Origin of the sequence: Paenibacillus sp. HGH0039, assembly GCF_000411255.1 — a bacterium.
GTDB lineage: Bacteria > Bacillota > Bacilli > Paenibacillales > NBRC-103111 > Paenibacillus_F.
The window spans coordinates 10,197-27,828 of record NZ_KE150412.1 but is presented as its reverse complement, the minus strand read 5'-3'; the positions used below and the strand labels follow the sequence as shown (position 1 = coordinate 27,828).

The 17,632-nt window shown below is 43.8% G+C and carries 2 protein-coding genes; both read left to right on the top strand.

Annotated features, from left to right (window positions below; genetic code table 11):
• The first annotated feature begins 19 nt into the window (after positions 1-19).
• Positions 20-232: a hypothetical protein gene (locus tag HMPREF1207_RS00025; RefSeq protein ID WP_009673916.1), complete on the top strand. Its 213-nt coding sequence runs from the start codon at positions 20-22 to the stop codon at positions 230-232.
• A 21-nt stretch (positions 233-253) separates the two neighbouring features.
• The coding region (locus HMPREF1207_RS29580) for a non-ribosomal peptide synthetase (protein WP_016423327.1) at positions 254-17,632 on the top strand (17,379 nt) is incomplete at its 3' end.

The window sequence follows — 17,632 nt, the reverse complement described above, 5'->3', positions numbered from 1 at the left end:
TGGAAAGGGGTTTTGATCAATGAATAACAAAATTATTTGGGGGATCGTATTATTAGCGCTGAGTTTGTTTCTTAAGCCGTTATTGACGATAGTGGGGCTGAATGAAAGGTTGTTCGGATTGTATTGGCAAGGTGAAACTGTGTTTTCATTGAATCCATTCTTAGTTCGGATTATTTTAGCAGTAATCGGGATTATTATGCTTATCATGGGCGGTATGCAGAAGAAAAAATAATTGAAAGGGTAGAGAGCCATTATGAGAAAATTCGTGCCAAACAAGAAACATGAAGAAGACAGGTCTTCTTATTGGACATATTTACTTGACGATGTTAGTTCGACTGCGATTAAGCCCCTTTTTCCATACAGACCGAGTTCAGAACGGACAGCGGATACGAATCTAATGGACTGGGTATTTCCGCAGCATGTATGCGAAAAACTTAGAAAACTTAGCCGAGAACACAATATCCCTATGAACGTTATTCTAGAGGCTGCCTGGGGACTTGTTTTACAAAAGTATAACTATACTGATGATGTCATGTTTGGAACAATAATCGACGATCCTCATTTGAACAGTGTGATGATTCCGGTAAGAATGAAGTGTAATGGAGACGACGTATTATTGGATCTATTACAGCAACTAAAAGAACAAGAAGCGGAAAGTGGGAAATATGCCCATTGTGATATATTACCCCGAAAAATCAATCACTTGATTAAAACGGTGTGTATAATTACGGATAGATCGGACGAGGGGAAACAGTTCATACACTTTCCCCTTGAGGATCAATTATCTTATAATTCACCTGATTTGCTTCTTCATTTTTCTTTTGATTGTAATCAGTTGAACGTGATGATTCGTTTTGATGAATCAAATTACACCAAATCTGAAATAAACAATATACTAACAATGCTTACGTTTGCTTTGTGTGCCTTTGCTGAGAATTCGGAGAGGAAGGTACGTGATATTTCATTCGTGAGCGATGAGGATAGAGATAAAATCTTAACCCTGTTTCAAACCAAGCCAACCCAATATCCGCACGGGGAATCGATCAAAAGCTTATTTGAGGCGCAGGTGAAGAAAACACCGGATCGGATAGCGGTATCTTGCGGGACGGAGCAACTGACGTATGCGGAGTTAAATGCGAAGGCGAACATCGTTGCCAACCGGCTGCTTGCTGCTAAAGTCAAAAGCGAAACAGGCAAAGGCGAAACGATGGTAGCGTTGCTGTTAGAGCGTAATATGGATATGGTCATCGGAATACTCGGGATCGTGAAGGCCGGATATGTCTATGTGCCAATCGATCCAGAGGCGCCGCAAGACCGTATCCAGTATACGCTGGCAGACAGTGGGGCAAGCTTGCTTCTTGTCAATCAGGGAAAAGAGCAGATGGTGTCACTTCCGCAAGGAAGTATCTATGCGATCGAGCATTTGTATTCGGATGAACCGGATGCGGCATGGGGGCCAGAACTAAAAGCGAATCCGGATGTAGCCATCGCACCGCAAGATGCGCTATATATCATCTATACGTCAGGCACGACCGGCGAGCCGAAGGGAACGGTAATCGAACATGAATGTGTCGTCCGGTTGATGCATAACGATGACATGCCGTTTAATTTCCATGAAGAGGATGTATGGAGCCTGTTTGCAGCCTACAACTTTGACGTATCGGTATGGGAAATGTATGGAGCGCTCTTATACGGAGGTCACCTCGTCGTCATACCTAACGATGCGAAAAAAGACAGCTATGCTTTGTTAGACCTATTACGTGAAAAAAGGGTGACGGTACTCAACCAAGTGCCGTCCTCTTTTTATAATCTGATGCAAGTAGAGCTAGCCGAAGCAGGTGAGAGACTGCACGTCAACCATCTAATCTTTGCCGGAGAGGCGCTGCAGGTAGGAAAGTTAAAGGCATGGCAGGCGAAGTATCCGGAGATGAACATCGTGAATATGTACGGAATCACAGAGACGACTGTCCATGTAACGTACAAAGGGATCACTGCAGAAGATATTGCGCTAGATGTAAACGATGTCGGAAAGGCGCTCCCTACTCTCAAGGTCTATATATTAGATGGGGACAAGTTATGCGGGATCGGTGTGCCCGGGGAATTGTGCGTGGCAGGCGTCGGCGTCGCAAGAGGCTACCTCAACAAACCGGAGCTAACCGCAGAGAAGTTTATTGAGAATCCATACGGAGAGGGAAAACTGTACCGGTCAGGGGACTTAGCCAAATGGCTGCCGGACGGGAACATTGCCTATTTGGGTCGTATGGATGACCAAGTGAAAATCAGGGGATTCCGGATCGAGCTGGGAGAAGTGGAAAATGCGCTGCGGCAGCTGGAAGGAATCCAAGATGCGGCGGTCATCGTACGGGACACCCATGACGGAGAGAAAGCGCTGTTTGCTTACCTCATATCGAAAGATATCGTCCAGCTGCAAGCGGTGAGACGGGACTTGGAGGAAGTGCTGCCGGCTTATATGGTGCCGGCCTATATGATGCAGATCGAACAACTGCCGGTGACGCGCAACGGCAAGCTGGATAAACGGGCACTGCCGGAGATCGTGGCGGTAAGCGAAAAGGAATATACGGCTCCGAAAAACGAACTTGAAGCGCAGCTATGCAGTATCTTTAGTGAAGTACTGGGCGTCGAGCGGGTCGGCACGCAGGACAGCTTCTTTGAGCTGGGCGGAGACTCAATCAAGGCGATACGTATCGTATCGAAATTAAGGAGCGCAGGATATCACATCGCAAGCAAAGATATCATGCAAAAGTATACAGTTGAGGCAATCAGCTACGCGGCACAAAAGTCTGCCCTAGCGGAACAGTACGAGCAGGATGAAGTAAGCGGCATCGTACCGCTGACGCCGATCGTCAGAGAGTTTGCCTCCTGGAATCTTCCTAAGCCACACCACTTCAATCAGGACATGCTGATGGAGATTGATCTGGAAGAGGAGAACCAGCTTCAGGAAGTGCTTGATGCCCTTATGGCGCATCATGATATCCTGAGATCCGTCTACCGGCAAGGTCAGCTAGAGATCGTAGGGATGAGTGACAGTAAAGCATATGACCTAAAGGTGTATAACTATCTGGAAGAACAAGCAGCAGCAGAGCTCATGGAAGCGGCATGTACGGATCTGCATAGCAGTATCCACTTAGAAGAAGGGCCGCTGGTGAAGGCAGCGATGTTCCGGACAGCGGCAGGGAACCTGCTGTTTCTAGGGATCCATCATCTTGTGGTGGACGGCGTATCGTGGCGTATCCTGCAGGAAGATATCAGCACAGCCATCCGGCAAATAAAAGAAGGGACAAAGATCCAATTCCCGGCAAAGACAGCGTCATATAAGGCCTGGGCGGAGGCGTTGGCAGAATATAAGGACAGCCATCTATTGCAGAAAGAACGGGCGTACTGGGAGCAAGTAGCGGCGCAGATGGCGGCAGGCGAACTAAGGATGGACGAACAGACGGGGGAAAGCGGGTATGATAACTACACGATCCATTTAAGTGTGGAAGAAACGGAAAGCCTGTTGCAACGTGCAGGAAAAGTGTTTCGTACTGAAGTGCCGGATTTGCTTATCAGTGCCTTGGGAATGTCCGTTAGGAAACTGACAGGAGCAAGTGTAGTAACGATTGGTGTGGAAGGGCATGGGAGAGAAACAATTCATAAACGGATCGATATCGATCGGACGATAGGATGGTTTACGAGCGTCTATCCGATTATGGTAGCGTGTCATGACGAAATGGCGGAAAGTATCATTGCAACGAAAGAGATGCTGCGCAAAATACCGAACCGCGGAGTCGGGTACGGCCTGTTATACGATCTATTAACGGGAAATCAGCTACCAACCTTATTGTTTAACTATATGGGGCAAATGGATGCTGAAGCGAAGGGTAAAAAGATACACTTTCTTAGTTCGAGTAATGGTTTAGCGGATGAGAATAAAATGCTGTCGGAATTGTTTATTAACGGTGTGATCAGTGAAGGGAAATTATCATTTACGTTCCGTTACAACAGAGGTCTCTTTTCAAATGTTACGATACAAAGATTTGCTGAGGTATATAAAGCCCATATACAGTCTACTATTACATATTGTATGCAGTTGGAAGAATCGGTTCCGACACCGTCTGACTATCATGCAGCGGATTTGACTCGTGCAGATTTATCCGTCATCCAGCATGTAACCGGTGGTGCATTCCAAATAGATCGTATATACGGCTTAACCTCATTGCAGAAAGGGATGTTATACCATAGCATCGCCGAACCAGAATCGACAGCCTATAGAAATCAGAATATTTTTATAGGGCAAGGCTATGCCGATGAGCACATGGTGAAGCAAGCGCTTAAGCTGCTTGTCATGCGGCATGAAGTGCTCCGTACAGCGATTATTCATAAAAATATATCGATACCAAAGCAAGTCGTGATCCGAGGAAGAGAAGTGGAATACGAAAGAACCGATTTAACGGGAGTAGAACCATCTTTGCAGGCAAAACAGGTGGAAGCGCTCGCCCATGACCAAATCCAGCGAGGATTTGATCTTGAACAAGACCCGTTATTGCGTGTACACCACGTAGTGCTGGCAAGAGATCGTTATCAATTGATCTGGAATTTTCATCACATTCTGTTGGACGGTTGGAGCCTACCGATAATATACGGGGATTTCAATCGGATTTACAAGGCATTAGAGAAGGGTGTTTTGACATCTACGCTGGAAACACAGGTGATCACAGAAAAGCAGTACCAGGATTCCTACGAAGATTATATTAGTTGGCTAGAAAAACAAGATCAACAAAAAGGGCTGTCTTACTGGTTAGATGTACTAGCAGGATATGAAGAAGTTGCCGAGATTAAACCGATATATACGCCGCAAGAAAGTGAGCAGCAAGTACAGAGCTTGGCGATTACATTATCTCCTGAAGATGCCTTGCAGTTGAGGGAACTGATAGCTGCCCATCAATTGACGGTGAGTAATGTGGTGGAAACGGCCTGGGGAGTTGTTTTACAAGCATACAGCGGTCAGAAAGATGTGGTGTTCGGGAAAGTAATGTCCGGGCGTCAAGCCGATGTGCGCGGAATAGAGGGCATCGTCGGTCTGTTTATTAATACGATACCGGTTCGTGTAGCAAGCAAAGAAGACATGAGTACACTAGAACTGATCAAAGAAATGCAGCAGCAAGGGACTGAAAGTGAGCAATATGCCTATTGTTCGCTCGCTGAGATTCAAGCGCAGACGGAGCAGAAGCAGCATTTAATCCAAGTGCTCTATATGTTTGAAAATTACTACGTGGATGAGGACAAGCTGACAGATTTTATGTACGAGATTGAGTATGGCTTGGACCAAACCAATTACAGCTTAACGTTATGCGCTTATGAACATGAAGGGAAGATAGTATGTGAAATAATATACAATCCGAACGTGTATGCACGTGAGGACATAGAGCAAATTGTTGTACGGCTAGAACATGTTATACAAGCTATCGTAGCAAACCCTGAAGGGAAGTTATCTGAGCTTGAAACAATAACAGAGGAAGAACAAGAACAGATACTAGGTGTATTTAATGATACGAGCTCACTGTATGCAAAGGATAAAACGATTCCAGCATTATGGGAAGAGCAGGTTGCAAACACACCGGACGCAATCGCCCTCGTATATGAAGACAACTATATGACGTATGACGCGTTAAACAGAAAAATCAACCAAGTGGCAGGGGCGCTTCGCAGACTGCACATTAAACCTGATGACCGCGTGGTTATCGTGGCAGAGCGAAGTGTGGAGATGATTGCCGGGATGTATGGCATCATCAAGGCAGGCGCTGCATATGTGCCGGTCGATCCTACGTTTCCAGCAGAGCGAATCCAGTTCATTCTAGCTGACTGTAAACCAAAAGCAGTGCTTGTGTATAAAGCTACGATTGAAACTGGGCTGCCAACGATTAATCTTGCTGACGATATGCTATGGGAAGGAATCAGCGATAATCCCGAGCAAATCAATCGCCCGAATGATTTGGCTTATATAATCTATACATCCGGGACTACGGGGCAACCGAAGGGCGTAATGTTAGAGCATCAGGGTGTTGTATCCTTACGGCATCATCTTCTGAAGCAATATAACGTTACAAGTCAAGATAATGTGCTTCAATTTGCAAACTATGTCTTTGACGCTTCTGTATGGGAGATGACCTTATCACTATTGCTAGGGGCGACGCTAACATTGGTGTCAAAATCCATTATAGCGGATGTAACACGGTTTAATTCTTTTGTGCAAGAAAGCAGGATTACGTTAGCTGTACTGCCGCCACAATACTATCTCCAGACGGCGTTTACAGGAGTTAGATGGTTAACAACGGCTGGAGCCGCAACAAATGAGTCGGTTATTGAACAAACACGGAATAGTGATTGCGGATATTGTAACGCTTATGGTCCTACGGAATGTACAGTACAGGCTACGTATTGGGAATATGATGGGATAAGTGACGTGCCAAACAACATCCCGATTGGTAAACCGATTGCAAATAATCATGTATATATACTTGACGGGGACAAATTATGCGGGATTGGTGTGCCTGGGGAGTTATGCGTGGCGGGCGACGGCGTTGCAAGGGGCTACCTCAACAAGCCGGAACTGACCAGTAAAAAATTCGTAGCGAACCCCTTTGTACCAGGTGAGCGGATGTACCGGACCGGGGACTTAGCTAAATGGCTGCCGGATGGGAATATTGCTTATTTGGGTCGTATTGACGAACAAGTGAAGATCAGGGGGTTCCGGATCGAGCCGGGAGAAGTGGAAAATGCGCTGCGGCAGCTGGTAGGGATCCAAGATGCGGCGGTCATAGTACGGGAAACCCATGACGGAGAGAAAGCGCTATCTGCCTACCTAGTTTCGAAAGATGTAGTTCAACTGCAAGCAGTGAGGCAGGAGTTAGAGGAGATACTACCGGCCTATATGGTGCCAGCGTATATGATGCAGATTGATCAACTGCCGGTGACGCGCAACGGTAAGCTGGATAAACGGGCACTACCGGAGATCGTAGCGGTAAGCGACAGGGAATACACCGCTCCGAAAAACGAACTTGAAGCGCAGCTGTGCAGTATCCTTAGTGAGGTACTGGGCGTGGAGCGAGTCGGCATGAAGGATAGCTTCTTTGAGTTGGGCGGGGACTCGATCAAGGCGATACGGATCATATCGAAGCTAAGAAGTATGGGTTATCATATCGCAATCAAAGATATTATGCAAAGAAACACAGTCGGAGCGATCAGCTATGCGGTACAAAAGTCTGTAATCGAGGAGCAGTACGAGCAAGATGAAGTGAGCGGCATTGTACCGCTGACACCGATCGTCAGGGAGTTTGCATCTTGGAACCTTTCTAATCCGCATCATTTTAATCAAGATATGCTGATGGAAATTGATCTCGAAGATGAAAAACAGCTTCGGGAGGTGCTTGATGCCCTCGTAGTTCATCATGATATACTCAGGTCTATCTACCGGGAAGGTCAACTAGAGATCGTAAAGGCGAATGACAGCAGAGCGTATGAGCTGAAGGTATATGACTATAACGAAGAACAAGAAGCAGCGGGGCTAATGGAAGTGGTATGTACGGATTTGCATAGCAGTATCGACTTAGAAAAAGGACCGCTGGTGAAGGCAGCGATGTTCCGGACGGGTGAAGGGAATCTATTGTTTCTAGGGATCCATCATATTGTGGTGGACGGCGTATCATGGCGTATCCTGCAAGAAGATATCAGCACAGCCATCCGGCAAGTAAAAGAAGGGACGAAAATCCGATTCCCGGCAAAGACGGCGTCGTATAAGGCATGGGCAGAAGCACTGGCAGAATATAAGTGCAGCCCTCTATTGCAAAAAGAACGAGCGTACTGGGAACAAGTAGCAACGCAGATGGAGTCCGGTGCACTTAGCATGGACGAACAGACGGGGGAAAGCGGGTATGGTAACTACACGATACATTTGAATGAAGAAGAAACGACACAGCTTATTCACCAGGCAGGTCGGGCGTATAATACCGAAATCAATGACTTGCTTATCAGCTCCTTGGGGATGACTGTGAAGAAATTGACAGGGGCTAGAGATGTAACGATAGGTATGGAAGGACACGGAAGGGAATCGATTCATAAGCGTATCGATATCGACCGGACGGTCGGATGGTTTACAAGTGTGTATCCGGTGGTGGTATCGTGCCATGATGAGATCGCAAAAAGTATCATTACAACAAAAGAGATATTGCGAAAAATCCCGAACCGAGGTCTTGGGTATGGTCTATTGCAGGAAGAATTGTCGGTCAGACCGCTTGAAATCATGTTTAACTACATGGGACAAATGGACGCTGAGGCAAAGGGGAAGAAGTTACACTTTTTTAGTTCAGGTAAAGGCTTAGCGGATGAGAATAAAATGTTGTCGGAATTGTTTATCAACGGTGTGATAAGCGAAAGAAGATTAACATTTACTTTCCGTTACAATAAAGGTCTTTTTTCCAGCAGTACGATACAAAGATTCGCTGATATATATAAAGCGTGTACTCAGTCTATGATTGCACATTGTATGCAGCAAGAAGAAACGGTTCGGACACCGTCTGACTATTCTGCAATTTCGATTACGGATGAAGATTTGAGTGTCCTGCATCGACTTTATCCAGGGAAAAATGATATACAGGATATATTTGATTTATTGCCGCTACAGGAAGGTATTTTGTATCATGGCCTAAAAAGCAGCGGTTCCGAGTATTTAACCCAGTTTATTTATCGGATTAATCAGCATATAGATCCTAATCTCATGCGCAGTGCGTTCCAATGTTTACTTAAAAAGCATGATGTGTTGAGAACGGCGATGGTGTATGAAGGGTTAAAGCATCCGAAGCAGATCATTTTGTCACATGGCTCACTTGATTGGGAAGAAATTGATTTAACAACATACGATGAGAAAGAACAACTAGCTAGATTAAATGAACTGATAGAGATGGATGTCAAGCGGGGATTTGATCTGCAGCTTGATGCGCTATTTCGCATAAAAACTATTAAACTATCCACTAATTGCACGCAATTGATCTGGAGCTTTCATCATATTATTGCAGATGGATGGTGTAGTGAATTATTATGTAACGACTTAAAAAATTACTATAACTTGCTTCAAGATGGTTATAGTACACACGATGTAGAACAAGTTATTGAACAAGAGAAGTTCCAGGTTGCGACGTACGGTGATTATATTCAGTGGTTCCAGAATCAAGATGAGGAGCTTGCGCTTACGTATTGGCGCGAACGACTTCGTGATTATGACTTAACATACAAATACCGTCCGTATTTCGATCCACCATCTTCCAATTCCAACTTGGCTCAAGTGAAAAAGAAGCTGGATGTTGAATTGACAGGCAGGTTGTTACTTTTAGCACAAGCGCATCAGCTAACAATAAATACAATCACCGAAGCAGCTTGGGGAATCGTATTACAACAGATTAACTTTACAAATGATATCGTGTTCGGCAAAGTAATTTCGGGAAGGCATGCCGAAGTAAGAGGGATTGAAAAAATAGTAGGTCTTTTTATTAACACGATACCGGTAAGGGTTAGTGCAGACGAGAATTCAACGATTATATCACTTTTACAGGAATTACAAGATCAAGGTATTGAAAGTACGATGCACGCTCACTGTTCACTGGTTAAAATTCAAGAACAAACCGCACAAAAATCAGATTTGATTTCATCACTTTTTGTTTTTGAAAATCATTTGGCACAAGAACAGCAAAGTGAACATACAGATGGTTTGCAATTAGCGCTTGTTTCTTCGAGAGATGAAACAAACTATCCACTTAATCTATTGGCTGCTGTAGAGGACAAGGCATTACGATTTACAGTTCTCTATAATCCAAACAAGCATGCTTTAGAAGAAGTAGAGATGATGCTTAGCATGTTAAACAATGTATTATGTGCGTTTGCTGAGTCTCCTGAGAAGAAGATTTTCGATGTTGAATTAATTCGCAAGGAAGATAAGGCACGAATACTAGGTGAATTCAACAATACGGCAAGCACATATCCGAAACATAAATCTATTCCGGACTTATTTGAAGAACAGGCTCAACTTACGCCCGATCAAATTTGTGTCGTATGTGATAAGGAACAATTAAGCTATCAACAATTAGACAAGGCCGCGCAAGGTATTGCCACCGAATTGCGAAAAAGAGGGGTATCCTCAGGTCAATTAATTGGCATCGTATGTGAGAAAAGCGTGCACATGATTGTAGGGCTGCTGGGGATACTCAAAGCAGGATGTGGCTATGTACCAATTAATACGGATGAACCGGATACTCGCCTGCGCTTTATTTTGGAAGATTGCGATTTGAATATCGTACTGTGCGGTGATGTAAAAGGGGACATGATTAATGTCCTTCAAGAGTACTGCACCGTCATAGATCTAAATGGAAGTTATGCGGCAATGACAGAGCGTGCCTTAGTAACGGCAGATGATATTGCGTATGTCATGTACACATCCGGTACGACAGGATATCCGAAAGGTGTTTGTGTTACACATCAAAATGTCGTACGGCTTGTGAAGCAAACGAACTATGCTGATTTAAACGGGGCGCATATTTTGTTGACCGGTGCACTCTCCTTCGATGCGTCGACATTTGAAATATGGGGCGCACTTCTCAATGGCGGGCAATTGGTGTTAGCCCATACGCAGAGCATAACAGACGGGAACATGTTAGGAATGTTGATATACGAGCACCAGATTACGATGATGTGGATGACTGCGCAGCTTTTCAATTATATGGTAGACACTAGATGCGAAGTTTTTCAACCGTTACAGTATTTATTGGTAGGAGGAGAGAGATTATCTGCGAAACATATCAAAGCAGTAAGGGAAAAACATCCGAAACTCAGAGTAATTAATGGTTATGGTCCAACAGAAAATACGACCTTTTCTGTTACGTATGCGATAGAAACGGATTACTTCAATATTCCTATCGGGAAGCCAATCAACAATAGTACTGCGTATATTATGGATAGAAAAATGCAGCTATGTGGAATTGGTGTTCCAGGGGAACTTGTTGTAGGCGGCGACGGCGTAGCGAAAGGATATATGAACCAACCAAAACTTACTGTGGAGAAGTTTATTGAGAATCCGCTTATTCCTGATGAGCGGCTGTACCGTACCGGAGATATTGCGATGTGGCTGCCGGATGGGAATATTGCGTATATTGGACGTATTGATGACCAAGTGAAAATTCGAGGGTACAGGATTGAAGCGGGCGAGGTAGAGCATGCTCTTCGAAGATTAGAAGGTATCCAAGATGCGATTGTTATCGCGCGCGAACAAGATGGAAGTGAAACGGAACTGTATGCATACCTGGTATCTAGCACTGAGATTCAGATGAATGAAGTCCGGAATTCTCTTGGTAAGACAATTCCTGCCTATATGGTGCCGCAGCATATGATACAGGTTGAGAACGTTCCTATGACACGAAACGGAAAGGTAGATAAGCGAGCGCTTTCTGAAATACAAATCGTGCATGAGCAGCAATATACGGCTGCGGCGACTGAATTGGAATTCACGCTTTGTAATATATTCGGTGATGTGCTTTCTGTTGACCGTGTTGGTATTTATGATGATTTCTTTGCGTTAGGTGGTCACTCATTACATGCTGTACGCGTTATAAATCAGATTGAAGCGATGATTGGAATACGTTTACCGATAATAACATTGTTTGAGAACCCGCATATTAAAGCGCTCAGTCAGCACCTTGAACTAATCAGTGCAGAACATACTACGCACAATACGTTATATACGAAGGCTGTGTTTGAACCCATCCCGCATGCTATGCGGAAAGAATCATATCGGATGTCTTCCGCTCAAAAGCGTCTTTATGCGATTCAAGAGATGGATCAGCATAGTACGGCTTATAATATGACGTTATTGCGTCGAATGGATGCATCCCTTGATAGTGAACGACTTCAGCTTGCACTGAAGCAACTCATACAACGGCATGAAAGCTTACGAACAAGCTTTCATATGGAGAACGGAGAAGCAGTACAGCGTATTCATGACCATGTGCCGTTTACGCTTCTGATTACTGAGGATGAAGATGATGATACAGGGTTTGTGCGTGCATTTGATTTGTCTCAAGCGCCATTAATACGTGTTAAAGTAAATAATCAAAAAGAAGGTGGTTATCTCCTAGCCTTCGATATGCACCATATCATTTCTGATGGGGCATCGATTAATAATCTAATGCAGGATTTGTCCAAGCTATATAATGGCGAACCCCTTGAGTCAATGCCGATTCAATATAAAGATTATAGCGAATGGTTGCACACTCAAGACATGACGGAACATGAGACGTATTGGTTGAACTCGTTGCAAGGTGAACTACCGGTACTGAATTTACCAACAGACTTTACACGTCCGCAAGTACAGCAGTATACGGGGAAAGCAGTCGTGAGTCATGTAGAGTTACGGGAAGCTGTAACAGCATTGTGCCGGATGTCGGGTGCAACCGAGTATATGGTACTACTGAGCACATGGATGATTTTGTTGAGTAAATATAGCCGTCAAGAGGATATTATCGTAGGTTGCCCTGTTAATGGACGTTTACATTATGATACAGAGCCTCTAATCGGCATGTTCGTGAATACGATTGCATTACGTGGAAAACCATCGGGAAAGAAGAATTTCGTGGATTTTCTGTCGGAGATGAAAGAAGTATGTCTAAAAGGGATTGAGCATCAAGCATTTCCGCTCGAAGATCTGGTTGATCTTATGGGCTTGCACCGGGATATGTCCCGGAATCCGCTTTTTGATGTGTTGTTTGTATTACAGAATAATGAAGAAGCAGACTTTGATTTTTATGGCATAAACAGTACGAATGTTCATGATGACTATAGTTTACAGCACAGTTCGGCTAAATTTGATTTAACATTAGAAGTGACGCCAATGGTAAGTGGCTATCGCATTGAAGTACGCTATGCAACAAGTCTGTTCCAGGAAGAAAGCGTACGCCGAATGGTGAAACATTATGAAACGTTGTTGGCAGCAGTTACGCAATCCCCTAAACTTGAAATATGTCAATTGCCAATGATGACGCAAGCAGAAAGACAGCACATTTTAACGTCATTTAACGATACGTCCTGTGTTTATGATGTGACGACACCCATTCATGAACAAATTGAGCAGATTGTACAGGCTATGCCGGCGAAAACGGCTCTACGCTTTCGAGATCAAGCTCTGACATACGAACAGTTAAATATGAGAGCAAATCAGCTTGCGAGAATACTGCTTCTTCATGGTACGCGCCGCGGGGATTTTGTCGGTATTTTACTCGGTCGCAGTATAGAAATGATGGTTGGAATACTCGCAACGTTAAAGGTAGGCGCGGCTTATGTGCCAATAGATCCGACCTATCCTTTGGAGCGGATTCAGTACATGGTGGAAGATAGCGGGTTATCGACAGTATTGACTCAGAGGCAATACGATGACACGATCGAACTGCCTTCCCATGTAAGACGCATTCATGTGGATCAAGAAAGGTGTGATGAACCTAGTCATAATCTGCATGCGATTGTAGAAGCAACCGATATCGCTTATATCATCTACACTTCAGGCTCTACAGGCAAACCAAAAGGGGTAATGGTGGAACATCGTTCGATTAGTAACTTGATTGCAGGTCTAAATCAGCTACAAAACTTGGATTCGACGAAAACAATGTTATGTGTATCGAATATTTCTTTCGACGGCACAGTCTATGAAACACTATATGCCTTGCTCAAAGGAATGCAGATTATAATTGCCGATGAGGAGGCACAACACGATCCAAAGTTACTCTTGCAATTGATTGAGCAATATGATGTGAACATCATGAAGGGTACACCGACGCGGATGAAGATGCTTATGGATGAAGTTCGGGATGTTCATCCATTACATGGTTTGGAAGTAATTGTTGTCGGCGGAGAGCCATTAACGGATGATTTGGCTGCCGCTTTGCTTGAAAATTGGAATATTCGTTTGTTCAATGTGTATGGTCCGACGGAAGCAACGGTAGACGCAACTGGGATTGAAATTCATTTACATGATAAAGTTACGATTGGAAAACCGATTGCCAATGTACAAGTATTTATATTAGATTCGTACGGATCTCCGCTTCCAATCGGTGTGGCAGGTGAGCTTTGTATCAGTGGAGCGGGTGTTGCCAGGGGATATCTTAATCGGAGCGATCTTACCGCAGAGAAATTCGTTGACAACCCATTCAAACAGGGTGAGCGGATGTATCGCACGGGAGACCTTGCCCGCTGGCTTCCAGACGGTAGTATTGAATATGTTGGCCGCATCGATGATCAAGTAAAGGTTAGAGGATACCGCATCGAACTGGGCGAGATTGAGCATGTCCTGCGAAAACAACCTGACGTGCTGAATGCTGTCGTGATGGTTAGAGAAGATGCGGTAGGGGATGATTATTTATGCGCTTATGTGGTGCCAAATGATCAAGTGACATTGGATACGGAAGCAATTAGAGAAGATATTCGCCAAGTTTTACCTGATTATATGATCCCGGCATACATCGTTCCACTGGTGCAGTTTCCTGTTACGAATAATGGGAAACTGGACCGCCGCAGCCTACCTGAACCAGATCGCAAAGGGAAGGGCAATAAGTATGTTGCTCCGAGAGATCAAACTGAATCGGTGCTTGTGAATATTTTCCGAGAAGTACTTGGTGTTGAACGTATTAGTATAAAAGATAGTTTCTTCGAACTCGGCGGAGACTCCATAAAAGCTATCCGGATTGTATCGAAGATGAGAAACGCCGGTTATCTTATTTCGGTACCGGATATTTTAAGTCAATACACAGTTGAAAAGATTGCACACACAGTAGGCAGGGAATCAGAGATCCAGTATGATCAGGGTGAAGTTACGGGTCAGGTCCTGAATACACCGATCTTACATGATTTTTTTGCAAGAAATTACGCTAATCCTAACTATCATAATCAAGATGCTCTTTTGACGGTTAGAACGGATAATGAGTCGCACATTCATGAAGCCTTGCAAGCTGTTGCTGTTCATCATGATATATTACGGGCAATTTACCGGGATGGTAGTCTGACAATTTTAAGTAGTGCGGACAGTAAACTTTATGAGTTACAAGTGTTTGAGGTTCATGCGGATCTTAACGGTTCGGCGTGGATTGAAGACGCTTCCGCTATAATTCATCGAAGCATGGATATTAACAAAGGTCCTTTGATGAAAGCGGCACTCTTCAAAACCCAATCTGCCAATTATCTTTTCTTGTGTATTCATCATCTTGTCATTGATGCAGTATCATGGCGAATTTTGCTTGAAGACTTTGAGACTGCTCTCCAGCAGCTTAAAGACGGTAAGGAAATAAAGTTACCATCAAAAACGCTTGCTTTTAAAGACTGGGCGGAAGCATTAGAAGAATATAAAAACACAAACGAGATTACTACCCAAGCGAATTATTGGAATACAATCATTGCGGCCATGCAAGAAGAGAAACTGTTTATAGATGACGATCCGCATGATCATGGGTTTGAAGATGTGACAATAACGTTCCGTAAGGATAAGACAGAACAGCTTATAAGGCAAGCGGGAAAAGCGTTTGGTACCGAAATCAATGATTTGCTTATAAGTGCAATCGGCGCTGCAACACATGCGTTGACGAAACAATCCAAAGTGTCGGTTTGTCTGGAAGGCCACGGAAGAGAAGCGATACACAAGAAAGTAGATATCGATCGTACTATAGGATGGTTTACGGTTAAGTTCCCAATTAGTGTTCCGTGTCATGATGATTTACGGAAGAGTATAATTGAGACAAAAGAAATGTTGCGGAAAGTACCTTTACGCGGGTTGGGATTTGGCTTATTACAAGGTGATTATTTGGCGATTGAGTCCGATATTTACTTCAATTATTTAGGGCAGTTGGATACAGAATCGAATGCTACCCTGTTTACAAACAACAAGAGTATAGCGAATTCGAATAGTACCGAAGGCGCAATTGATATGAACGGGTATATTGTACAGAATATGCTACATTTTATAATTCGCTATGACTGCAGTAAATATAATAGGAAGACTGTAGAGCGTTTTGCAGCCTTATATGAGGAAAAGCTTAGCGACATTATCACCTATTGCTGTGTACAAGACAAACCGGTGAAGACGGCTTCTGATTATTCCTGCGATGACTTGACGAGTGATGAATTAGTACAGATCCAGGAGTACATTGCTGATAAAGAGGATATTGATGATATTTATACGCTAACTCCGATGCAGGAAGGAATCTTATACCATTATTTATTGAATCGGCAATCAACCGGCTATGTTACACAAATGGTGTATCACTATAACGGTAATCAAAGTGAACATACGTTTGAGGCAGCGCTGAAATTGCTAACGAAACGACATGAAGTACTTCGCACGGCAATTGTATATGACCATGGCGCTAAGTCTAGACAACTTCTTTTGCGTAGTCGTGAAATCGAATATGCAGTTGTGGACTGGTCGGGCAGGGATCGTGCAGAAATTTCTACATGGATTGATTCTGACCTGCAACGGGGGTTTGATCTACAGCAAGAAGCATTGTTACGGGTTACCAATATCATGTTAAGTAGAACAGAAGGGAAATTAATATGGAGTTCTCACCACATCATCTCGGATGGGTGGTCAGATAACGTTATATTTAATGACTTTATTCAAATATGCGAAAAGCTACAACAGGGCTTGTCTGTTGCGGAGCTTGAGCAAGGACTAGAGGAAGAGAAGGAAAAGAGCTTAAATTTCAAGGACTTCGTTAACTGGTTGGAAAAACAAGATGAAGAAAGAAGCTTGCTATACTGGAGAGAGCTCCTTCTAGACTATGAAGAGTCTGCTGACATTAAGCCGCTCCGTCAACCTGAAGAAACAACTAGCGAGATGAAGAGAATAAATCATAAGCTTCCTGTTGATGTAACAAGACAACTTCTTAATACGGCTGCAACGTACAATATTACGCTGAATACTATGATAGAGACGGCTTTAGGTATCGTATTACAGGAATTGTGCGGCATAAAGGATGTTGTCTTTGGCAAGGTGGTCTCCGGAAGAAATGCTGATGTAAGAGGGATAGAGCATATTGCCGGAATATTTGTTAACACCATTCCCATTCGTATTTGTTGTGATGATGAAATGCACATATGCGATATTTGGAGAAAAACTCAAGAACAAGCGATACTAAGTGATCGGCATGGACATTGTTCTTTTGCCAAAGTACAACGACTGACCAAACAGAACACCGATTTAGTTAAAGTTTTGTTTACATTTGATAACGATGATTCATGGGATGAAGTGCGCCAAAGTGAAACTTCAGCTTTTCGGTTTACCGTAGAGGATGGACGGGAGCAAACCAATTATACGACCACGTTTAAAGCGTATCTTGATATCAGTCAGCTGCATGTCGATGTATTGTATGATCCTAGAAAGCTGGCAGCAGAAGACATGGTCAATATTATGTCCAAGATACAAAGTGTATTATTGTCCTGTGCAGCCAACCCGGAAATGAAGTTATCTGAACTCGAGACGACAACAGAAGAAGAAAAAGAGCAGATACTAGGTGCGTTTCAAACTAAGCCAACCCAATATCCGCACGAGGAATCG

Coding starts and splice junctions, on each gene's coding strand:
- HMPREF1207_RS00025 (WP_009673916.1), top strand. CDS start 20: ATGAATAACAAAATTATTTGGGGGATCGTATTATTAGCGCTGAGTTTG.